The sequence below is a fragment of the Mycobacterium sp. NGS56 genome (assembly GCF_059812425.1).
Map to the genome: position 1 here is coordinate 272560 of NZ_JCALCQ010000004.1, position 21758 is coordinate 294317.

At 67.1% G+C, this 21758-nt stretch carries 24 protein-coding genes; 12 read left to right on the forward strand and 12 right to left on the reverse strand.

What is annotated here, in order from left to right; all coding sequences use genetic code 11:
- Positions 1–1335 carry an HRDC domain-containing protein gene (locus tag AC5Y4F_RS14230; protein WP_067935728.1) on the forward strand — a complete coding sequence of 445 codons (1335 nt, stop codon included), beginning with the start codon at positions 1–3 and terminating at the stop codon, positions 1333–1335.
- Between the two features lie 65 nt (positions 1336–1400).
- Here the strand turns inward: AC5Y4F_RS14230 and dxs are convergent, their stop codons facing one another.
- From dxs to AC5Y4F_RS14250, 4 genes are all read right to left on the reverse strand, one after another.
- The gene (gene dxs / locus AC5Y4F_RS14235) at positions 1401–3326 is read right to left on the reverse strand and encodes a 1-deoxy-D-xylulose-5-phosphate synthase (protein ID WP_067935731.1); all 1926 of its coding nucleotides are present in this window, start codon (positions 3324–3326) and stop codon (positions 1401–1403) included.
- A gap of 38 nt (positions 3327–3364) precedes the next feature.
- Positions 3365–4837 (reverse strand): cation:proton antiporter domain-containing protein, encoded by a 1473-nt coding sequence (locus AC5Y4F_RS14240; protein WP_067936205.1) that lies wholly within the window; start codon positions 4835–4837, stop codon positions 3365–3367.
- A gap of 221 nt (positions 4838–5058) precedes the next feature.
- Entirely contained in the window at positions 5059–6237 is a 1179-nt protein-coding gene (locus AC5Y4F_RS14245; protein WP_067935734.1) for a class I SAM-dependent RNA methyltransferase, read from the reverse strand.
- Between the two features lie 41 nt (positions 6238–6278).
- Complete coding sequence (locus AC5Y4F_RS14250; RefSeq protein ID WP_067935735.1) at positions 6279–8273, reverse strand: APC family permease; 1995 nt, start codon at positions 8271–8273, stop codon at positions 6279–6281.
- 127 nt (positions 8274–8400) lie between these two features.
- Here AC5Y4F_RS14250 and AC5Y4F_RS14255 point away from each other — a divergent pair, with 127 nt between their 5' ends.
- On the forward strand, positions 8401–9066 hold the full coding sequence (locus AC5Y4F_RS14255; protein WP_112710436.1) for a potassium channel family protein: 666 nt from the start codon (positions 8401–8403) through the stop codon (positions 9064–9066).
- A 34-nt stretch (positions 9067–9100) separates the two neighbouring features.
- Positions 9101–9778, forward strand: coding sequence for a potassium channel family protein (locus tag AC5Y4F_RS14260; RefSeq protein WP_499997415.1), 678 nt, complete (start codon positions 9101–9103; stop codon positions 9776–9778).
- Between the two features lie 55 nt (positions 9779–9833).
- Here AC5Y4F_RS14260 and AC5Y4F_RS14265 read toward each other — a convergent pair whose 3' ends face one another.
- Positions 9834–10490 carry a DUF3159 domain-containing protein gene (locus AC5Y4F_RS14265; protein ID WP_067935743.1) on the reverse strand — a complete coding sequence of 219 codons (657 nt, stop codon included), beginning with the start codon at positions 10488–10490 and terminating at the stop codon, positions 9834–9836.
- Between the two features lie 53 nt (positions 10491–10543).
- A complete protein-coding gene (locus tag AC5Y4F_RS14270; protein WP_067935746.1) occupies positions 10544–10912 on the reverse strand; it encodes an OB-fold nucleic acid binding domain-containing protein in 369 nt (122 codons plus the stop codon).
- Between the two features lie 138 nt (positions 10913–11050).
- Between AC5Y4F_RS14270 and AC5Y4F_RS14275 the strand changes: the two genes are divergently transcribed.
- The gene (locus AC5Y4F_RS14275; protein ID WP_067935749.1) at positions 11051–11749 is read left to right on the forward strand and encodes a hypothetical protein; all 699 of its coding nucleotides are present in this window, start codon (positions 11051–11053) and stop codon (positions 11747–11749) included.
- 4 nt (positions 11750–11753) lie between these two features.
- On the opposite strand, the gene AC5Y4F_RS14280 is transcribed toward AC5Y4F_RS14275, so the two are convergent.
- Both AC5Y4F_RS14280 and dut read right to left on the reverse strand, forming a co-directional pair.
- Positions 11754–12530 carry a DUF3710 domain-containing protein gene (locus AC5Y4F_RS14280; protein WP_499997420.1) on the reverse strand — a complete coding sequence of 259 codons (777 nt, stop codon included), beginning with the start codon at positions 12528–12530 and terminating at the stop codon, positions 11754–11756.
- Entirely contained in the window at positions 12527–12991 is a 465-nt protein-coding gene (dut, locus tag AC5Y4F_RS14285) for a dUTP diphosphatase (protein ID WP_067935755.1), read from the reverse strand. Before dut ends, AC5Y4F_RS14280 begins: the two co-directional genes overlap by 4 nt.
- A 25-nt stretch (positions 12992–13016) precedes the next feature.
- On the opposite strand from dut, the gene AC5Y4F_RS14290 reads away from it, so the two are divergent.
- Positions 13017–13502 carry a DUF3093 domain-containing protein gene (locus AC5Y4F_RS14290; protein ID WP_067935756.1) on the forward strand — a complete coding sequence of 162 codons (486 nt, stop codon included), beginning with the start codon at positions 13017–13019 and terminating at the stop codon, positions 13500–13502.
- A 9-nt stretch (positions 13503–13511) separates the two neighbouring features.
- Here the strand turns inward: AC5Y4F_RS14290 and AC5Y4F_RS14295 are convergent, their stop codons facing one another.
- On the reverse strand, positions 13512–13814 hold the full coding sequence (locus tag AC5Y4F_RS14295; RefSeq protein ID WP_036468275.1) for a DUF4193 domain-containing protein: 303 nt from the start codon (positions 13812–13814) through the stop codon (positions 13512–13514).
- 193 nt (positions 13815–14007) lie between these two features.
- Between AC5Y4F_RS14295 and cei the strand changes: the two genes are divergently transcribed.
- Positions 14008–14658: an envelope integrity protein Cei gene (gene cei, locus AC5Y4F_RS14300; protein ID WP_499997423.1), complete on the forward strand. Its 651-nt coding sequence runs from the start codon at positions 14008–14010 to the stop codon at positions 14656–14658.
- 9 nt (positions 14659–14667) lie between these two features.
- On the opposite strand, the gene AC5Y4F_RS14305 is transcribed toward cei, so the two are convergent.
- On the reverse strand, positions 14668–15537 hold the full coding sequence (locus AC5Y4F_RS14305) for an inositol monophosphatase family protein (protein WP_067935762.1): 870 nt from the start codon (positions 15535–15537) through the stop codon (positions 14668–14670).
- Between the two features lie 102 nt (positions 15538–15639).
- Between AC5Y4F_RS14305 and ppgK the strand changes: the two genes are divergently transcribed.
- From ppgK to AC5Y4F_RS14320, 3 genes are all read left to right on the forward strand, one after another.
- Positions 15640–16449 (forward strand): polyphosphate--glucose phosphotransferase, encoded by an 810-nt coding sequence (ppgK, locus tag AC5Y4F_RS14310; protein WP_067935764.1) that lies wholly within the window; start codon positions 15640–15642, stop codon positions 16447–16449.
- Positions 16450–16625: 176 nt separating this feature from the next.
- The gene (locus AC5Y4F_RS14315) at positions 16626–18158 is read left to right on the forward strand and encodes an RNA polymerase sigma factor (protein WP_156750089.1); all 1533 of its coding nucleotides are present in this window, start codon (positions 16626–16628) and stop codon (positions 18156–18158) included.
- A gap of 579 nt (positions 18159–18737) precedes the next feature.
- A complete protein-coding gene (locus AC5Y4F_RS14320; RefSeq protein ID WP_499997429.1) occupies positions 18738–19112 on the forward strand; it encodes a RidA family protein in 375 nt (124 codons plus the stop codon).
- Here the strand turns inward: AC5Y4F_RS14320 and AC5Y4F_RS14325 are convergent.
- Positions 19100–19480 (reverse strand): DUF952 domain-containing protein, encoded by a 381-nt coding sequence (locus tag AC5Y4F_RS14325; RefSeq protein WP_067935801.1) that lies wholly within the window; start codon positions 19478–19480, stop codon positions 19100–19102. The two genes, AC5Y4F_RS14320 and AC5Y4F_RS14325, sit on opposite strands and share 13 nt — an antisense overlap.
- A gap of 132 nt (positions 19481–19612) precedes the next feature.
- Between AC5Y4F_RS14325 and AC5Y4F_RS14330 the strand changes: the two genes are divergently transcribed.
- Positions 19613–19798, forward strand: a complete 186-nt coding sequence (locus AC5Y4F_RS14330) for a DUF7455 domain-containing protein (protein ID WP_082947666.1) — start codon at positions 19613–19615, stop codon at positions 19796–19798.
- A gap of 66 nt (positions 19799–19864) precedes the next feature.
- Positions 19865–20869 (forward strand): YihY/virulence factor BrkB family protein, encoded by a 1005-nt coding sequence (locus AC5Y4F_RS14335; RefSeq protein WP_067935802.1) that lies wholly within the window; start codon positions 19865–19867, stop codon positions 20867–20869.
- Here the strand turns inward: AC5Y4F_RS14335 and AC5Y4F_RS14340 are convergent, their stop codons facing one another.
- Positions 20870–21109 (reverse strand): DUF3039 domain-containing protein, encoded by a 240-nt coding sequence (locus AC5Y4F_RS14340; protein ID WP_067935806.1) that lies wholly within the window; start codon positions 21107–21109, stop codon positions 20870–20872.
- A gap of 58 nt (positions 21110–21167) precedes the next feature.
- Between AC5Y4F_RS14340 and AC5Y4F_RS14345 the strand changes: the two genes are divergently transcribed.
- Positions 21168–21602 (forward strand): DUF3099 domain-containing protein, encoded by a 435-nt coding sequence (locus AC5Y4F_RS14345; RefSeq protein WP_197520586.1) that lies wholly within the window; start codon positions 21168–21170, stop codon positions 21600–21602.
- Positions 21603–21758: the final 156 nt, after the last annotated feature.

Genomic DNA, 21758 nt, shown 5'->3' on the forward strand with positions numbered 1-21758 from the left:
ATGGGTGAACCGTCGGCCGACGGGCCGGGTAGCAGCGCGCCCGGCGACACAGACACCGACGCCGAACCCACCCCGCTGCCGCATCCTTCCGAAGGCGTCCCGCCCATCTCGGTGAGCGTCCACGAAATCGAGGCCGCCGCGCAGCGGCTGGATCGCGGGCACGGGCCCTTCGCGGTGGACGCCGAACGTGCATCGGGTTTCCGCTACTCCAACCGGGCCTACCTGATCCAGATCCGGCGGGCCGGCTCCGGCACCGTGCTGATCGATCCGGTGAGCCACGGCGGCGACCCGCTCGAGGCCCTCCGGCCGGTGGCCGAGGTGCTGAGCAACGACGAATGGATCCTGCACTCCGCCGATCAGGACCTGCCGTGTCTGGCCGAGGTGGGCATGCGGCCGCCGGCGCTGTATGACACCGAACTGGCCGGACGACTGGCCGGGTTCGAACGGGTGAACCTGGCGACCATGGTCGAGCGGCTGCTGGGCTTCGGGCTGGCCAAGGGCCACGGCGCGGCGGACTGGTCCAAGCGGCCCCTGCCCGCCGAATGGCTCAACTACGCCGCCCTGGATGTGGAACTGCTCATCGAGCTGCGTACGGCGATCGCCGACGTCCTGGCCGCGCAGGGCAAAACCGATTGGGCCGCACAGGAATTCGATTACCTGCGCGACGTCGGTTTGACGGACCAAGGCGCCGTGCGACGGGACCGGTGGCGGCGAACGTCGGGCATCCATCGGGTGCGCGATCAGCGTCGCCTGGCCGCGGTCCGCGAATTGTGGTTGACGCGCGACCGCATCGCGCAGCGCCGCGACATCGCGCCGCGCCGCATCCTGCCCGACTCGGCCATCATCGATGCCGCGCTGGCCAACCCGACGACCGTCGAGGAGCTCGTCGCGCTGCCCGTGTTCGGTGGGCGCAACCAGCGGCGCAGCGCCGCGACGTGGCTGGCGGCGCTGGATGAGGCCCGGCGGACCAAGAACCCACCCCCGGAAAGCGAGCCGCCGAACGGTCCGCCGCCGCCGGCGCGGTGGAGCAGGCGCAAACCGGAGGCCGCCGCCCGGCTGGAGGCCGCCCGCTCGGCGTTGTCCCAGGTCTCCGAGCGGGTCCACGTTCCCACCGAGAATCTGGTCTCGCCGGACCTGGTGCGACGGCTCTGCTGGGACTGGACGGCCACGCCCGACCCATTGGACGCGGTCGAGACGTTCCTGCGTGCCGGTCAGGCCCGGCCCTGGCAGCGGGAGTTGGTGGATCCCGCCCTGGCCCGGGCCCTGCAGGCGCCGCCCGCGCCCGCCCAGGACGGTGACGTCGAAATCGACGCCAGCGCGGAAAAGTTCGAGTAAGGGCCGCGGCAGCGTCGATTTCGAATGGGGGCCAGCCGCTCCCCCGGACCCGTCGCGCTCGCGACTTAGTCCAGGTGCTCGCGGATCTCCGCTTCGGTGACACCGCTGCCCAGCGCCGCGACCCAGCCGGTGATGCGGCGGGCCACGTCTTGGTCTGTCAGCGCCAGATCCGACAGCAGCTCACCGCGGGAGGCGTGCTCGTAGAACTCCTGCGGCAGTCCGACGTCGCGGCACGGGACGTCGATCTCGGCGCCGCGCAGGGCCGCGGACACCGCCGAGCCAACCCCGCCGTTGACCCCGTTGTCTTCGCAGGTGACGACGAGCTTGTGCTCGGCCGCCAGTTCCAGAACGCGCTCTGAAACCGGCAGGACCCAACGCGGGTCGATCACGGTGACGCCGATCCCCTGGTCCTGTAGTCGCCCGGCTACGGCCAGTGCCATCGGCGCGAACGCGCCAACGCCGATCAGGAGCACGTCGTGGTTGCACCCGCTGGCCGGGACCGCGAGCACGTCGACACCGGAGATGCCCGATCCGCGGCGCTCGATCGCCGGAATATCCTCACCCACATCACCTTTGGGGAAGCGCAGTGCCGTGGGGCCATCGTCGACCTCGAGCGCCTCGCCGAGTTCTTCGCGCAATCGGGAGGCATCCCGGGGTGCGGCCACCCGCATGCCGGGCACGATGCCCAGCATCGACATGTCCCACATGCCGTTGTGGCTGGCGCCGTCCGAACCGGTGATGCCGGCCCGGTCGAGCACCATGGTGACCGGGAGCTTGTGCAACGCCACGTCCATCATGATCTGGTCGAAGGCCCGGTTCAGGAATGTCGAATAGATCGCCACCACGGGATGCATGCCGCCCATGGCGAGGCCGGCCGCCGACGTCATCGCGTGTTGTTCGGCGATGCCTACGTCGAACAAGCGGTCGGGGAACTGCTGCCCGAACGGCGTCAGCCCGGTCGGGCCGGGCATGGCCGCGGTGATCGCCACGATGTCGCGGCGCTTCCTGGCGTAGCCGATGAGGGCGTCGGAAAACGTCGCCGTCCAGCCGGGTCCGGCGACCTTGGTCGCCTGTCCGGTGACCGGGTCGATGACGCCGCACGAATGCATCTGCTCGGCTTCGTCGTCCTCGGCGGGGGCGAAGCCCATCCCCTTGCGAGTCACCACGTGCACGATCACCGGGCGACCGAAGCCGCGGGCGTGTCGCAGCGCCGCCTCCACCGCGCGTTCGTCGTGCCCGTCGACCGGGCCAACGTACTTCAGCCCCAGGTCGGTGAACATCAGCTGCGGCGACAACGAGTCCTTGATGCCGGCCTTGACGCTGTGCATGACGCGGTAGGCGATCTTGCCGACCAGCGGCAGCGCGCGCAGCGCGTCGCGGCCCTTCGCCAGGGCCTGCTCGTAGGCCGGCTGCAGCCGCAGCGAGGCGAGATGGTCGGCGACACCGCCGATCGTCGGGGCATAGCTGCGGCCGTTGTCATTGACCACGATGATGACCGGCCGGCCCGAGGCGGCGATATTGTTCAGCGCCTCCCAGCACATGCCGCCGGTGAGCGCGCCGTCGCCGACCACCGCGACAACGTGGCGATTGCGGTGCCCACTCAGTTCGAAGGCCTTGGCCAGACCGTCGGCGTAGGACAACGACGCACTGGCGTGGCTGGACTCGACCCAGTCGTGCTCGCTCTCGGCTCGCGACGGATACCCGGACAGTCCACCCTTCTTGCGCAGGCTCTCGAACTCGAGGCAACGGCCCGTCAGCATCTTGTGGACGTAGGCCTGATGACCGGTGTCGAAGATGATCGGATCGTGGGGTGAATCGAACACCCGGTGCAGGGCGAGCGTCAGCTCAACCACGCCCAGATTCGGCCCCAGATGCCCCCCGGTGGCAGCAACCTTGTGAATCAGGAACTCGCGAATCTCGGCAGCCAGCTCGCGAAGTTCATGTTGGGAAAGGTGCTGCAGATCAGCGGGCCCGCGGATCTGTTCCAGCATCCAGTCAGTCTACGCAGCGCTTACGAGAACAACAGGATTCACCGCTCCCGCGCGGGGCCGAACAGATCCGCCAGCGTGTCATGGAGGTCGGGATCCGCCAGGATGACGACTTCGTCCCCGGCCTCGAGTTCGGTGTCGCCTCGCACCGGCACCAGGCCGGTGGTGCGGACCACGATGCTCACCCAGATGTCACCGACCCGGTCGCCGAGACCTTCGACTGTGGAGCGCTCGGCAACGGAGCCGGCCGCGACGCTGAAGCGGTGGACCCCCTGCGGTTCGTCGGCCAGTCGCACGCCTATCTGCCAGGGCCGGGTCTGGACGGTGCGCATGGGCAGCTGCAGCAGTCTGGCGACGCCGGGTACCGAGCTGCCCTGCACCAGCACTGAGAAGATGACGACGACGACGACGATGCCGTACAGCCGTTCGGCGTCGGCGACGTGTGCGGCTCGGAGGAACTCGCCCAGCAGGATCGGCACGGCACCCTTGAGCCCGGCGAACAGAACGAAGATGCGTTCGTTTCGCTCTAATCGGACGGGAACCAAACAAGAGCCCACCGCCAACGGACGAATGACCGCTGTCAGCGCCACACCGAGGGCAACCCCGGGAATCCATACCTCGGGGTGGCCAAGGACATCGAGGTCGACGGTCAAACCGAGAACGGCAAACGCGACGATTTCCGCCAGGCCCGCCAGGGCGGCGTGGAATTGCTTGATCTCGGGTTTGTAGGGCGCGCGGGCGTCGCCGATCACGATGCCGGCCACGAACACGGCCAAAAATCCCGAGCCGTGCGCGAGCGTCGTGATGCCGTACAACATCAGACAGAATGCCAGCGTTCGTAACGAGTAGAGGCCCTCGCTCGGCAACGCGACCCGGCGCATGAAGACGAGTAGGACACGGCCGCCGAGCGCCCCGACGGCCAGGCCGACCGCCATCTGCAGAGCGAATTGTGTTCCCACGCTGGCGAATCCGGCTGCGCTGAGACCACCGGCGGCGATCAGGCTGGACATCAAGGAGATGCCGACCGGATCGTTGGCACCTGACTCGCCTTCCAGGATGGTGCCGCTGCGGCCGCGGATCTCGCGTTTGCCCAGCACAGAGAAAACCACGGCCGGATCGGTCGGAGCCACTGCTGTGGCCACGAGCACCGCGGGAAACCAGCTGATTCCGCATACGTAGTGCAGCACCAGCGCCGCCCCTGCCGCGGTGAGGGCGGTGCCCACGACGCCCACCGACAGGATCGGGACGGCCGCCGCGCGGAAGCGCGAAGGACCGATGTGCATGCCGCCGTCGAACAACACCAACACCAGCGCGATGGTGATCACCCGTTCCACGATTCGCTCGGACGGAGGCTGCACCGCGGGCACGGCGTGCACCACGAGGGCGGCTCCGCCCAGCACGAGTAGTGGCACCGGGATCTTGACCCGCTCGGTTAGTCGATTCGCCAGCACCGCAACCAAACCGACCGCACTGGAGAACAAGATGATCAGCGCGTAGCGCAGAGTTTCGGTCACGATGTCAGCGCTCGAGACCGGGTGAGGACGTGCCGCGCGCGCAATCGACATGACTCGACAGCCACGGGCCGTTCTGTGAGGGTAAGCACGCGCGCCTTTCGATCGGTCGATAACGACATCGCCGACCAGACTTCCCGGCACACCGCGACGCAGTCTAACCGGTCGTGAGAGTCACTCGCTCCCCATTGCGGTGACGCGCCCGCTGGGCCGCCAGAACCTCCCTAGCGCGTCAGCAGCGCGACGCATTCGCTGTGATGGGTCAGCGGGAACGCGTCGAACACCTTGATCTTCTCGACGGTGTAACCGTGGCCGCGGTAGATTCCGATGTCGCGTGCGAAAGATGCTGCCTCACAACCGATGTGCACCACCCGCGGGACGTCGGCGGCGGCCAGCAGGTCGATGACCTCGCGACCGGCGCCCGCCCGCGGCGGATCCAGCACCGCCACGTCGGCGCGCCCTCGCTGCGCCGTCAACGCGCGGCGCACCGAGTCGGTGACGATGTGCACCTGGGTCAGATCGGCCAAGGTGGCCCGGGCGGCCCGGGTCGACGCGCGCGAGGTGTCCACGCTGAGCACGCGCCCGGAGTGCCCGACGGCAGCGCCGAGCACCGCCGCGAAAACGCCTGCGCCGCCGTACAGATCCCACGCGCGCATCCCCGCGGCGGGCTGCGCCCAGTCGGCGACCAGCTCGCTGTACACGTTGGCCGCATCGCGGTGCGCCTGCCAGAAGGCGGTCACCGGCACCTGCCAACTTCGCCCGGCCACGCGCTGCACCGCCTCGTAGCGGCCCTCCACCACCTTGGTCGCGGTCTGCCTGCCCTGCCGCAGCGTGCGCACCACGTGGCGCACGCCGTCGTCGTCGACGGCCACGTGCAGCTGGGCGCCCGGCGGCCAATCGATTTCGGCGATCCGGTCGAGCATGCCGCCCGCCAGCTGGGCACACCGCAAATCGCTCACCAATTCCTCGCTGTGGTATCTGTGAAACCCCGGGCGGCGGTCGGGGCCCACGCCGAGCCGAACGCGGGTGCGCCACCCCGTCGGCGCGGAATCCGCCAGCGGTTCGGCCTCTCCGCTCCAGCGATGCCCGCCGAGGCGCTCGAGCTGATTGGCCACGATTTCGGCCTTGAGTGTGCGGGCCACCTCGGGGGCGGCGAACGCCAGATCGCAACAGCCGGCGCCGCCGACCCCGGCGATGGGGCACAGCGATGTGATGCGACCGGCCGCCGGGTCGATAACCTCGATAACCTCTGCGTGCCAATAAGATCCGCGATCCGCGGTGACGCGGACACGAACCCGCTCGCGAGGCAAGGCGTAGCGGACGAACACCACCCGCCCTTCGTGGTGCGCGACGCAACTGCCGCCGTTGGCCGGGGCATCGGTGGTCAGGGTCAGCTCCCCCATCGGGGGTGGCGCCGCGCGCGGCGCGCGTGCCGATTCGCGGGTCAATCGAAGATTCCCCGACGAGCGTCACCCGGCGCCATGTGCGGCTGCAGGGTTTTACGCCGCTCCGACGAACTCAACTGCCACGGAACCGAAGTGACCATGACGCCCGGCATGAACAGCAGGCGGCCCTTGAGCCGAAGGGCGCTCTGGTTGTGCAACACCTGCTCCCACCAATGGCCGACCACGTACTCCGGAATGAACACCGTCACCACGGTGCGCGGCGACTCCTCCCTGGCCCGTTTCACGTATTCCAGTACGGGACGGGTCACTTCGCGATACGGCGACGCGATGACCTTGAGCGGGACGCTGATATCGCTGTCTTCCCATTTGCGCACCAGATCGCGCGTTTCCGCGTCGTCGACGCTGACTGTCACGGCCTCCAGCACATCGGGCCGGGTGGCCCTCGCGTAGGCGAGCGCACGCAGCGTCGGCAGGTGCAGCTTCGACACCAGCACCACGGCGTGGTTACGGCTGGGCAGTACCACATTCTCCTGGGCAGCCGCCTGCTCCGCCAATTCCCGGTTCACCGTGTTGTAGTGCCGGTGAATCATTTTCATGAGTCCGAACAGCAGGCTCATCGCGAACAGGGCGATCCACGCTCCGGCCACGAACTTGGTCACCAGAACCACCAGCAACACCGTGCCCGTCGATAGCAATCCGACCGTGTTGACCACCCGCGAGCGCATCATCTTACGCCGCACCCGCGGATCGCTTTCCGTGCGCAGCAACCGGGTCCAGTGCCGCACCATGCCGATCTGACTCAACGTGAAAGAAATGAACACGCCGACGATGTACAGCTGAATCAACGCGGTCACCTCACCGCGGAACGCGATGATCGCCAGCAGCGCTGCCCCGGACAGGAACAGGATTCCGTTGGAGAACGCCAATCGGTCTCCGCGGGTGTGCAATTGGCGGGGCAGGTAGCTGTGCTGCGCCAGGATCGAGCCAAGCACGGGAAAGCCGTTGAACGCGGTGTTGGCCGCCAGCACCAGAATTAGGGCGGTCACGGTGGCGATCAGCAGGAACCCGATGTGAAAGCTGCCGAACACCGTTTGGGCCAACTGGGTGACCAGGGTCTTCTGGTAGTAACCCTTGGGCGCGCCACCCAATTGCCTCGCGGGATCCTCGACGAGTTTGACTCCGATCTTCTCGGCCAGCACGATGATGCCCATCAGCAGGGTCACCGCGATGCCGCCCAGCATCAGCAGCGTCGTCGCGGCGTTGCGCGACTTGGGTTTCTGAAACGCCGGCACGCCATTGCTGATCGCCTCGACACCGGTCAGCGCCGCGCAGCCCGACGAGAACGACCGCGCCACCAGGAACGCCAACGCGAAGCCGACGACCTGGCCGTGCTCGGCATGCATTTCGAAACCCGCCGACTCGGCCCGCAGCGGATTGCCCAGCACGAAGATCCGGAACAGCCCCCAGCCGATCATGACCAGGACTCCGACGATGAACGCATACGTCGGGATGGCGAACGCCAACCCGGACTCGCGCACGCCGCGCAGGTTTAGCGCCATCACCAGCAGGATGGACACCACGCAAAAAAAGACCTTGTGCTGGGCCACGATCGGAATCGCCGAGCCGATGTTGGCCATCGCGGAGGCCGTCGAGACCGCAACGGTCAGAACGTAATCCACCATCAGCGCGCTGGCGACCACGAGGCCGGCCGTGTCGCCCAGATTGGTGGTCACCACCTCATAGTCGCCGCCGCCGGACGGGTAGGCATGGACGTTTTGCCGGTAGCTGGCCACCACTACCAGCATCACTCCGGCCACCGCGAGCCCGATCCACGGCGTCAGCGCGTACGCGGTCACCCCGGCCACCGAGAGCATCAGGAAGACCTCCTCGGGCGCATACGCAACCGAGGACAGCGCGTCGGAGGCGAACACCGGCAAGGCGATCCGCTTGGGCAGCAGCGTGTGACTCAGCCGGTCGCTGCGAAACGGCCGACCGATAAGCAACCGACGGGTGGCGGTTGAAAGTTTGGACACGAGAGCCAAGAGTAAGCCCAGACGGGTTTGGCGGTAGCGTTCGTAGGAGAATGTTTGCCGACCGAAACGGCTGGCCGACGTTGGGTTACCGGAGAAGGGCGCAGGACGCGGTCGAGAGGACCTCAAGTTGCGAGTAGTGGTGATGGGCTGCGGGCGGGTCGGTTCTTCGGTCGCCGACGGGCTCTCGCGCATCGGTCACGACGTTGCGGTCATCGACCGTGACAGCACCGCCTTCAACCGGCTCAGCCCCGAATACGCCGGCGAGCGGGTGCTGGGGCAGGGATTCGACCGAGATGTACTGCTGAGGGCACGCATCGAGGAAGCGGACGCGTTCGCCGCGGTGTCATCGGGCGACAACTCCAACATCATCTCCGCGCGGCTGGCCCGCGAGACGTTCGGCGTCAAGCGGGTCGTGGCGCGCATCTACGACGCCAAGCGCGCCGAGGTCTACGAGCGGTTGGGCATTCCCACCATCGCGACCGTGCCCTGGACCACCGACCGGCTGCTCAACGCGCTGCTGCGTGAGTCCGAGACGGCCAAGTGGCGCGATCCCACCGGCACGGTCGCCGTGTCCGAGGTCGTCTTGCACGAGGACTGGATCGGGCATCGCGTCACCGATCTCGAACAGGCCACCGGCGCCCGGGTCGCGTTCCTGATCCGTTTCGGGGCCGGCGTGTTGCCAGAGCCCAAGTCGGTTATCCAAGCCGGCGACCAGGTGTACGTCGCCGCGATCTCCGGCCGCGCCGCCGAGGCGGTGGCCATCGCCGCGCTGCCGCCCAGCGAAGACTTGTGACGAATTCGAACGAGCGGCTCGAGGAGCGGCGTACATGAAGGTAGCTGTTGCCGGCGCCGGCGCCGTCGGCCGCTCGGTCACCCGCGAACTCATCGGCAACGGCCACGATGTGACGCTGATCGAACGTAATCCCGATCACGTCGACGTCGACGCCATCCCGGCCGCGCACTGGAGGCTGGGCGATGCCTGCGAACTGAGCTTGCTCGAGTCGGTACGCATGCAGGAGTTCGACGTGGTAGTCGCCGCGACGGGTGACGACAAGGCCAACGTGGTCCTTAGCTTGTTGGCCAAAACCGAGTTCGCCGTGCCGCGGGTGGTGGCCCGGGTCAACGATCCCCGCAACGAATGGCTGTTCACCGACGCCTGGGGGGTTGACGTGGCGGTGTCGACGCCGCGCATGCTGGCCTCCCTCATCGAAGAGGCCGTCGCCGTCGGTGATCTGGTGCGGCTGATGGAATTCCGCAAGGGTCAGGCCAACCTGGTCGAGATCACCCTGCCCGACGACACCCCGTGGGGCGGCAAGCCCGTGCGCAAGCTGCAGCTGCCGCGGGACACCTCGCTGGTGACGATCCTGCGCGGGCCCCGGGTGATCGTTCCCGAGGACGACGAGCCGCTGGAGGGCGGCGACGAGCTGCTGTTCGTCGCCGTCGCCGAGGCGGAAGAGGACCTGCAGAAGCTGCTACTGGGCAGCCACAGTCCGTCCGGCGAGTAGTGGCGATCGCCGGCGCGGCGGACCGGGCGCAGCGGTTCGCCACCATCAGGATTGGTCAGTCGGTAACGGCACCGGGTTCGATCTCGACCGCGGGGACGCCCGCAGCGGCGATGGCCCGTCGCGCCGACTTGATCGCCGCGTAGGTCGCCAACGCGGCCAGCACGGTCAGCGGCCAGCCCATCGCGATCCGTGCCACCGCCAGCCAGCCGGTCCGATCGGCGTCGTAGAGCAAACCCTGAACGACGAACCGGGCTGCGAACACCAGCACCCAGCCCACCGAGGCGATGTCGAACGCATAGACGGCCCGGGGCACCTCGCGCCAACCGTCACCCCGCCCGGTGGTCCAACTCCACGCGTAGCCGACCATCGGCCGGCGGATCACGACCGACGCCGCGACGACCACCGCCCACACCAACGACATCCAGATGCCGAGCAGGAAGTAGCCCTTGGACTCCCCCAGCACATAGGCGATCAGCGCGCATAGCGCGACGCCGAAGAAGCCGGAGAACGCCGGCTGAGGCGAGTCGCGGCGCATGAGCCGCCACACCAAGATCAGCGCCGCCACCCCCAGCGCGGCCACGATCGCGGGAACCAATCCCGACACGCTCGAAACGACGACGAACACCACCACCGGCAGCGACGAATAAATGACTCCACTGACCCCGCCTGCCTGAGCCAGCAGACGTTCCGGGTTCATGCGGTTGGTGGTCATTTGTTCCGACGAACCCGACTCGCGCGGGGTTGACCCCAGATGCTGAGGGTCGGTCACCGTTGAATTTCGTAGTGCGGGTTGTAGATCGCTTTGGTTCCGTTCTCCAGCTTGCCGAGGCGCCCGCGCACTCGCAGGGTACGGCCAGAGTCGATGCCCGGTATGCGGCGTTGTCCCAGCCACACGAGCGTGACGGTGTCGCTGCCGTCGAACAATTCGGCGCGCACCCCGCCGGCGCAGGCCCTGCCGTTGCACTCGACGCTACGAAGCGTTCCCACCATCGTGACTTCTTGGCCACGCTCGCAGTCAACCGCGCGTTGCGCGCCGGTGCTTGCGACCTCGTCGGATAGCTCCTCCGAGTCGAGTTGTTCCGGATCCTCCGTCAACCGACGGCCGAGCCGGCGTAGATACCCTTGGGCCCCCATGGCCACTCCTGACAAATGCTGATAAGCCCCGACGCTTCCATCTATGCCAACGGACACCGTAGACCTGTTGGTTCCCCGGCGCCAACTGACTCAAACGTCGTGTTGGAGGGCCGGTGAACGGCGGGGCACTATCTAGAGGTGGTGGTCGATCTACGCGGTGTTACGACGGTGTTGTTGCCCGGGACCGGCTCCGACGACGACTACGTTCACCGGGCATTTTCCCGCCCCCTGTCCGAGATCGGCGCGGTGCTGGTGACCCCGCGGCCGCGGCCCGAGCGGTTGATCGAGGGCTACCGGGCGGCGCTGGATGACGCTGCGCGTGCGAAGCCGATCGCCGTGGGCGGGGTTTCGATCGGCGCCGCGGTGGCGGCTGCCTGGGCGCTGACCCATCCCGACCGGGCAGTCGCGGTGCTGGCCGCGCTGCCGGCCTGGACGGGCGCGCCCGGGGCGGCGCCCGCGGCACTTGCGGCGCGGTATTCGGCGGCGCAGTTACGCACCGACGGGCTGGCGACGACCACTACCCAGATGCGGGCGTCCAGCCCGCCGTGGCTGGCCGACGAGCTGACCCGGTCTTGGGGCGCGCAGTGGCCACATCTGCCGGATGCGATGGAAGAGGCGGCCGCCTACGTCGCGCCGAGCTGCGACGAGCTGGCCGGACTGGCGGTGCCGCTGGGCGTGGCCTCCGCGGTCGACGATCCGATCCACCCGTTGCAGGCCGGCCTCGACTGGGTCGCGGCAGCGCCGCGGGCGGCGCTGCAAACGGTGACGCTGGATCAGATCGGGACGGATCCCGCCGCCCTGGGCGCAGCCTGCCTGAGCGCGCTGGCCGACCTGTAGCCGGTCAGCCGCCGGTCGTGGTGCGCAGTTGTTGCATCGCCGACCCGTCGGCGCTGCGGCGCGCGGCCGGCTCGCTGGGCGGCGCCTGTTGCCCTTCGGCCCGTTGGGCGTCGTCCTGCTGTGCGGCCTGTTGGGCAGCGGCAGCTTCGCGCAGCTGCTGCGCCATCGGCTCGGGTAGCTGGACGGTCAGCGGTGTGCGCACCGGCAACGGCGTGTCACCACGCCGAACCACGGTGTCCGCCAAGGCCGCTCGCGCCTCCTGCTCCAGGGCTTCCATCGTCTCCTGCGAGCCGTTGATGACGCAGCGGATCATCCATCGATAGCCATCGACCCCGATGAAGCGCACCACGCCCGCGGCGGTGCCCACCACTTCGCGACCCCACGGCCCGTCCTTGATGCTCACTTGGGCGGAGTCGTTGCGCAGCGATTCGGCGAGCTCGCCGGCCACTTCACGCCACAGGCCACCCGTTTTCGGCGCGGCGTAGGCGGCGATGGTGAAACGGCCGTTCGGCGTGACGACCCAGACCGCGCTGGGCACACCGGTTTCGGTCAGCTCGACCTGCAGTTGGCCGGCCTCCGGCATCGGAATGAGCACCGAGCCCAGGTCAAGCCGGGCCAACTCGGCGACCGCGGGGTCGTCGAAGTCCTCGATATCGAAGGGGCCCTCGAGCTCTTCGGGCGCCGGCTCGTCGGCGTCGCGGGTCGCGACCTCGTCCGCCGCTGATGTGTCGGCACCGGGGGTGTCGTCGTCTTTGGGTGTGCGTTTACCGAATGCCATCACAAACTCGCATGTCCGCCGGAGGAACCGTGACCGCCGTCGCCACGGGATGTTTCGGCCAGCCCGGCGTCGTCGAACGACGAGACTTCGACCAGCTCCACTAATTCGACTCGCTGCACCAACAACTGGGCGATCCGGTCGCCGCGGTGCACCACGATCGGCTCAGTCGGGTCCAAGTTGATCAGCGCAACCTTGATCTCGCCGCGATAGCCTGCATCGACGGTACCGGGACTGTTGACGATCGAAAGTCCAACTCGCGCAGCCAGTCCCGACCGTGGATGCACCAAGCCGACCATCCCGAACGGAATGGCCACCGCGATCCCCGTTCGCACCAGGGCGCGGCGCCCGGGCTCCAGTTTCACGTCTTCTGCGCTGTAGAGATCGATCCCGGCGTCGCCCTCATGGGCGCGGCTGGGCAGCGGAAGCTCCGGATCAAGACGGACGATGGCCAAACTGGTCGACACGGGGCCACAGACTACCCTTGACTGCGTGTCCGATACGCGCGTCGCGCCGCACAACGTGCGGTATCGCGAACGATTGTGGGTTCCGTGGTGGTGGTGGCCCCCGGCCTTCGCGCTGGCGGGCATCATCGCTTTCGAATTCAACATGGGCGTCACCCGCCACTCGACCTGGTGGCCGTACGCGACGCTGTTCGCGGTCGCGGCCGCGGCGCTGCTGTGGCTGGGCCGCATCGAGATCCGCGTCACCGAAGACCCCGCGGCGCCGGGCGAAACACAGCTGTGGGCCGGGCCGGCGCATCTGCCGATCACCGCGATCTCCCGGTCCGCGGAAATCGCGCCCTCGGCCAAGTCCGCCGCGTTGGGCCGTCAGCTGGACCCGGCGGCCTACGTCCTCCATAGGGCATGGGTGGGACCGATGATCCTTGCGGTCCTCGACGATCCGGACGATCCGACGCCGTACTGGCTGGTGAGCTGCCGTCACCCCGAACGAGTGCTGTCGGCACTGACACGGTGAGTGCGGCTATCAGGCCGCGCAGTCGGTACAGATCATCACGCCGTTCTTCTCGCTGGCCAGCCGACTGCGGTGTTGCACCAGGAAACAGCTCGAGCAGGTGAACTCGTCGGCCTGCTTCGGAATCACTCGCACCGACAGTTCCTCACCGGACAGGTCGGCACCCGGCAGCTCAAAGTTCTCAGCGGATTCAGATTCGTCGACATCGACAACGGCCGAAGCCGCCTCGTTCCGTCGCGCTTTGAGCTCCTCCAGCGAGTCCTCCGAAACGTCGTCGGTCTCGGTGCGCCGTGGAGCGTCATAGTCGGTAGGCATATCTCTTCCCCTGCCCTATTGCCTCTGCATCCCCGCGATATCCAAGCATCGCTTTGTACCAGCGTCGAACGCATCCACCAAATGATTCGTGCCCGTATCGCGGTGCATTAAGGTGTGATTTACCTCACACTCCTATTCTTACCCTTGCGCTCGTCTCTGAACAGTGGGTTTAGCGTGCGGTTAGAGTGCACCTGTGGTCACGCAAATCACCGAGGGTACAGCGTTTGACAAGCACGGTCGGCCTTTTCGGCGCCGCAACCCCCGGCCCGCGATCGTCGCGGTGGTCGTTCTCGCAGTGGCCACCGCGGTGATCTGGACGATCGCGCTGACGCGCCCCGCAAGGGTGCACGAAGCCGCGGTGTGCAATCCGCCGCCGGAGTCGGCCGGCTCGGCACCGGCCCAGCTCGGTGAGCAGGTGTCACGCAGCGCCATGATGGACGTCACGCCAGCCAAGCTGGCGGACACCAAAGTTCGCGTCCTCAACGCCAGCGGCCGGGGCGGCCAGGCCGGCGACGTCGCGGGCGCCATGAAAGACCTCGGCTTCGCGCAACCCACCGCCGCCAATGACCCCCTCTACGCGGGCACCAGACTCACTTGTCAGGGCCAAATCCGTTTCGGCACGGCCGGACAGGCCACCGCGGCCGCCGTGTGGCTGGTCGCGCCGTGCACAGAGCTGTTCAACGACAACCGCGCCGACGACTCGGTCGACCTCTCCCTGGGCACCGACTTCAGCGCGTTGGCCCACAACGACGACATCGACGCCGTGCTCGCCACCCTGCGTCCGGGCGCCACCGAACCCTCAGATCCCACGCTGCTGGCCAAGATTCACGCCAGCAGCTGCTGACGCCGACGGTCAATCCAGAATCGGATCTGTGCCGTTGAAGCGCTCCAGAACGGCCAGCAGTTCGTCGGCGATTCCGGGCGCGGCGGCCAGCGCAAGGCCGGCCCCGGCCACGCCGGGCGCGGGCAGAACCACCCGGGCTCCCGCCTCCGCCGCGATCAGCGCACCCGCGGCGCGATCCCACACCTGCAGACCGTGTTCGTAGAAGGCATCCAGGCGGCCCGAGGCGACCATGCACAGATCCAGTGCCGCCGAGCCGATCCGACGAACATCGCGGACCACCGGCAGCATGCGCGCCAACAGTGCCGCCTGCGCCGCGCGGCGCTGCCGGGAATAGCCGAAACCGGTGCCCACCAACGCCATCGACAAATCGTCGACGGCGGCGCTCTGTAGCGACTGCGTCCCCTCGTCATCGGTGACGTGCGCACCCAGCCCCACCGCCGCCGAGTACACCCGGTTTCCGACGACGTCGGCGACCGCCCCGGCGACCGACTCACCGTTGATCTGTGCGCCGACCGACACGGCGTAGGCGGGGATGCCGTAAACGAAATTCACAGTGCCGTCGATGGGATCGAGCACCCAGGTGACCGATCCGGCCGGTGTGCCCGCCGGATCGGCAGGCCCGCCGCCCTCCTCGCCGAGAATCGGGTCCCCAGGCCGTAATTCGGCCAGCCGGTCGCGCAAGAGCCGTTCGGTTTCCGTGTCGACGACGGTCACCGGATCGGTCGGGGTGCTCTTCGATCGCACCGCGCCACTGTCATCACTGGCCGCGTCGGCGCCGAAAACCTCTGCCCGCCGACGCCTCACGAACGCGGCGGCCTCCGCGGCCAAGGTTTCAGCGACGGAACGCAGCCGCACGAGCTCGTCATTCGAAGGGGTCACCGGTCTATCGGATCACAGCCGCCACGCTCGCGCAGAGGCCCACGGGCCGCACCGCCGCGGCGCTAAGGTGAGCGGACAGCCCAGTCACGCCGAGGAGATTCGATGACCAGCACCGACTCGATCACGGATACGCCCGGTACCGCTGCCGGCGATGGCAGGCCACAGCGTCGCGGGTTCGGCATCGACGTCGGCGGCAGCGGCATCAAGGGCGGCATCGTCGACATGGACACCGGACGGTTGATCGGCGAGCGGGTCAAGCTGCTCACCCCGCAGCCCGCGACGCCGTCGGCGGTGGCCAAAACCATCGCTGAGGTGGTCAACACTTTCGGGTGGACCGGCCCGCTCGGAGTGACCTATCCCGGAGTCGTCACGCACGGTGTCGTGCAGACGGCGGCCAACGTGGACAAGGCGTGGATCGGCACCAACGCGCGCGACGTCATCAGCGCTGAGCTGAATGGTCAAGACGTCATCGTCCTCAACGACGCCGACGCGGCCGGGCTGGCTGAGGAGCATTACGGTGCGGGCAAAAACCAGTCGGGCCTGGTGGTGCTGCTGACCTTCGGCACCGGGATCGGTTCTGCGGTGATTCACAACGGGACGCTGATCCCCAACACCGAGTTCGGCCATCTCGAGGTCGGCGGCAAGGAGGCCGAACAGCGGGCGGCGTCCTCGGTGAAGGAGAAGAACGGCTGGTCCTACGAAAGGTGGGCCAAGCAGGTGACCAAGGTGCTGGTGAGCATCGAGAACGCGGTCTGGCCCGATCTGTTCATCGCGGGCGGCGGAATCAGCCGTAAGGCCGACAAATGGTTGCCGCTGCTGACCAACCGCACCCCGGTCGTGGCCGCGGCCCTGCTCAACACCGCCGGGATCGTCGGCGCGGCGATGGCCGCGACCTCGGACGTGACCCACTGATTTCGCCCGGCAGAGCCGTAGTACCGCGCACTGTCGTTACAATGGTGCTCGGCGAACGCCCAACCGACAGCGTGCGACTACTCACGCTGATACCAACGCCGACATCGACATAGCAGACACTTTCGGTTAACCATGCCCAATACCCACCGAAGGTGAGCCCAAACGAAGGGGTGTAAGTGGCAGCGACGAAAGCAAGCCCGGCGACGGATGGGCCGGTGAAACGCACCGCCACGAAGTCGTCGTCGTCCCCCGCCAAGCGACCGGCTGCCAAGGCTGCGAACGGCTCGGCGCCCGCCAAACGCGCCGCCAAGACGGCATCGCCGACCCCTAAGTCCAAGGCCGACCCAGCGGCCGACCCCAAGAAGACCCGCGCCGCTGCCAAGGGCGCCGGCGCCAAGGCGCCGGCGGCGCGCGGAACCAAAGCGGCCAAGGATGGGCCGGCGGATCCCAAGGCCCTCGATGCCGACGGCGCCGTCGAGGATCTCGACGGCGAACCCGACCTCGATGTCGAGCCCGTCGAAGACCTCGACATCGAGGCCGACCTGAGCCTCGACGACCTCGAGGACGACGTAGCGCCCGACGGCCAAGACTCCGATGAGAGCGAGGCGGACGCCGGCGAGGGCGAGGAAGAGGCCGCTGCGAAGTCCGCCAAGGGCGGCGAGGCTGCGGCAGAGGACGACGAGGAGATCGCCGAGCCCAGCGAAAAGGACAAAGCCTCCGGCGATTTCGTGTGGGACGAGGATGAGTCCGAGGCGCTGCGGCAGGCCCGTAAGGACGCCGAGCTGACGGCCTCCGCCGACTCGGTTCGCGCCTACCTCAAGCAGATCGGTAAGGTCGCGCTGCTCAACGCCGAAGAAGAGGTCGAGCTGGCCAAGCGGATCGAGGCCGGACTATACGCGACACAGCTGATGACCGAGATGACGGAGCGCGGCGATAAACTGCCCGCTGCGCAGCGTCGCGACATGGTGTGGATCTGCCGCGACGGCGACCGTGCGAAGAACCATCTGCTGGAAGCCAACCTGCGACTGGTGGTGTCGCTGGCGAAGCGCTATACCGGGCGGGGCATGGCGTTCCTGGACCTCATCCAAGAGGGCAACCTGGGCCTGATCCGCGCGGTCGAGAAGTTCGACTACACCAAGGGTTACAAGTTCTCCACTTACGCGACGTGGTGGATCCGTCAGGCCATCACCCGCGCCATGGCCGACCAGGCCCGCACCATCCGCATCCCGGTGCATATGGTCGAGGTGATCAACAAGCTGGGCCGTATCCAGCGCGAGCTGCTGCAGGACTTGGGCCGCGAGCCCACGCCTGAAGAGCTGGCCAAGGAAATGGACATCACGCCCGAAAAGGTGCTCGAGATCCAGCAATACGCCCGCGAGCCGATCTCGTTGGACCAGACGATCGGTGACGAGGGCGACAGCCAGCTGGGCGATTTCATCGAGGACAGCGAGGCCGTGGTGGCCGTGGACGCGGTGTCGTTCACGCTGCTCCAAGACCAGCTCCAGTCGGTGCTGGAGACCCTGTCGGAGCGTGAGGCGGGCGTCGTGCGGCTGCGTTTCGGTCTCACCGACGGTCAACCGCGCACGCTTGACGAGATCGGGCAGGTTTACGGCGTGACCCGTGAGCGCATCCGCCAAATCGAGTCCAAGACCATGTCGAAGCTGCGCCATCCCAGCCGCTCCCAGGTGTTGCGCGACTACCTGGACTGAGCGGCGGACATGCAGGTATCGCCGTCGCAGCGGCCCTAGGCGGGCCGTTTTGAGTCAGCCGGCCACAGCGAAGGTACTGATCGCGCTGCCGGCCAAGCGACATTGCACGTCAGTGCACGCTTCGCGAACCGGCCTGACGGGTCGTGACGACGATGACTGACGAATCAACTGTGGGGATGCAGAAGTAGCACAGACCTGGCTCGAGCGTGGGATAGCTGCACTCGGGGCAGAGATCAGGACATAGCAACGTAGTCGACATGAATCGATGTTGAGGCCACGGATTCTCCCGCGCCACGTCCAGCGAGAAATGGGTATGTATGCGCCACACAACTGATGCTCAATCGATGCTTGTCGGTCCGGGTGGCGATCAGAGGTAACTCATGAGCGGCCATGATGAGAAACCGATATGTTCGGCCGCTGCACTCGTCCGGCCCTGACGGCCAAGCAAATTTCGGCTGCTACTCCAGAATGCTTGGCGTGCAGTCTATTTCGACTTTCACTGCGGCGCCTCAGTCGAACGGCCGCTGCCAGCAGAGAATTCGGCTGCGCCACCGGCACCCCCGACGTACGGTGACTCCCATGTCAACCAACCGCAACCTGGTCTCTGGAGAATCCGCCTTCGAGTCGGCGGTGGGTTATTCGCGCGCGGTGCGGATCGGCCCGCATGTCGCGGTGGCCGGAACAACCGGCGTCGGACCCGCCGGGGACATCGTCGCTCAGACACGAGATGCTTTGCGCCGCATCGAGATCGCGTTGCATCAAGCGGGCGCGACGCTCAGCGATGTGGTGCGCACCCGCATCTACGTCACTGACATCTCGCGCTGGCACGAGGTGGGGGCCGTGCACGAGCAAATCTTCGGTTCGATACGCCCCGCGGCCACTATGGTCGAAGTGTCGGCGCTGATCGCCCCCGAGCTGCTGGTGGAGATCGAGGCCGACGCCTATGTCGGCTGACCCGATTCGCCGCCCACGATCGGTGCGAATGCGCCGTTGTCTGCCGGCGGGTAGGCGGTGACCCGGACCACAGCGGCCACCGGCAGCGGACCGTACAGATGCGGGAACAACATTGACTCCGGATCCGTTGCCACTCCCGGCTCCCATCGCAGCGGCGCGTCGAGCCGGGCCGGGTCGATGTGCAACAGGACCAGGTCGTCACGACCGCGGTAGAGACGGTTGGCGGGCAGGTGCACCTGCTCCGGCGTCGACAGATGGATGAACTCGCCGCCACTAGCGGTCCCCGGGTGAATCCCGCCGCGCTGACGGGCCAGCGCCCACTCTTCGGTGCCGCACAGGTGCACCAGGACATCGGGGGCGAAGGTCACAACCGGACACCCTAGACACCGCTTAAACCAAACCTGACCACGCCGTGAGAAACGACACACCCGATAACGATCGGGGAACAAGGCGAAAACGCCATACGTCTGAGAAAGTGAATGTACGAGAACGGAGAAGCCATGAATGCAACTCTGACGAGTCCAGAACTGACCAGAGCCGACCGCTGCGACCGCTGCGGTGCCGCGGCTCGTGTACGCGCCAAGCTGCCTTCAGGACTAGAGCTTCTCTTTTGCCAACACCACGCCAACGAGCACGAGGCGAAGCTGACCGAGCAGGACGCGGTGCTGGAGATAAGCGAAAGTTAGTCCGCAACGAACTCGCCCATCGCCAATGTGGGCGATGCGAGCGTTCTTCGGTAATGCTGGACGGGTATGAGCGAGCAGGTCGCAAAACCGTCGCGCCACCACATTTGGCGAATCACTCTGAGGACTCTTTCTAAGAGTTGGGACGACTCGATTTTCTCTGAGTCGGCTCAGGCTGGTTTCTGGTCGGCGTTGTCACTTCCGCCGTTGTTGCTCGGGCTGCTGGGCACCCTGGCGTATGTGGCTCCGCTGTTCGGGCCGGACATGCTGCCCAGCATCCTGCGTCAGCTGATCTCGACGGCACACAGCGTGTTCTCTCGCAGCGTGGTCAACGAGATCATCGAGCCGACCGTGCGTGACATCGCCAACCACGCCCGCGGCGAGGTGGTGTCGCTGGGTTTCATCATCTCGTTGTGGGCGGGGTCGTCGGCCATCTCGTCGTTCGTTGACTCCGTGGTCGAAGCGCACGACCAAACGCCGTTGCGCCACCCGGTGCGCCAGCGCCTGTTCGCGTTGTTCCTCTACGTGGTGGGGCTGGTGTTCGTGGTGGCGACGGCGCCGTTGGTGGTCTTGGGACCGCGCAAGGTCGGTGAGCACATCCCGGTCAGCCTGGCCAACGTGTTGCGCTACGGCTACTACCCGGCCTTGATCCTCGCCTTGATGTTCGGGGTGGTGATCTTGTACCGCGTGTCGTTGCCGGAACCGCTGCCGACGCATCGGCTGATCTTCGGTGCGGCGCTGGCCACCGCGGTGTTCGTGGTCGCCACCCTGGGCCTGCGGATCTACCTGCAGTGGATCACCAGTACGGGCTACACCTACGGCGCGCTGTCCACGCCGATCGCATTTCTGCTGTTCTCGTTCTTCGGCGGCTTCGCGATCATGATCGGCGCCGAACTCAATGCCGCCATCCAGGAGGAATACCCCGCGCCCAGGACGCATGCGCACCGGCTGCGCAGATGGCTGCTGTCGCGCTCGCCCGCGCTGGCGAAGGCGGCGGACACGCTGTCGAATCCCGTGACCAAGAATCCCATCACCGCGCAACGCGACGTCGCGCCGGCGGAGCCTCCCGGCTGATCAGTCCTTCTTCATCCGGTCGTAGATCCGCTTGCAGTCCGGACAGACCGGTGAGCCCGGCTTGGCCGCTTTGGTGACGGGAAACACCTCGCCGCACAGGGCGACAACGTGGTTGCCCATCACCGCGCTCTCGGCGATCTTGTCCTTCTTGACGTAGTGGAAGTACTTCGGGGTGTCGCTGCCGGTCCCGTCGTCGACGCGTTCGTCGGTGTCGGTGCGTTCGATCGTTTGGGTCTGCATACCTGACATTGTGCACTGCCCTGCAGGCCCTGAAACCGGCTGAGCCGGAATCGGTGAGTTGTGGGACAGTGGAGAAATGAAGCACGGCTCCGATCCGGGGTTCGATGACTTTGACGGCAACAAAAGCCGCCCAGTGCTCATCACCGCCGCGGCGACCTCGTATGAGGAGCAGCACCGTGCACGGGTCCGTAAATACCTGACCTTGATGGCTTTCCGCATTCCGGCGCTCATCTTGGCCGCGGTCGCTTACGGCGCATGGCACAACGGGCTGATCTCCTTGGCGATCGTCGCGCTGTCAATCCCGCTGCCCTGGATGGCCGTGCTGATCGCCAACGATCGGCCGCCGCGCAGCGCCGACGAGCCTCGCCGGTTCGACAGTGCCCGCCGACATGCCCCCCTGTTCCCCCGGGGCGAACGGCGCGCGCTGGAGCCACTCCGCCACCCGCAGCCGGAGTGGCCGACGGATGGCCGTGAAGGAACCGATCACAGCTAGCCGCCGTTTCCCCTGACGATGGTGCCGCCGACCGGACTTCTCAGGACATTCTCAGGTCAGCGGCACATTTCTGCACGTCAACGCGTGTGAGATACGGAATCGCTGGGAACTCTCAGTGCTGATCTGTCGTTGAACTCGATGACAGAACAAAGCCGA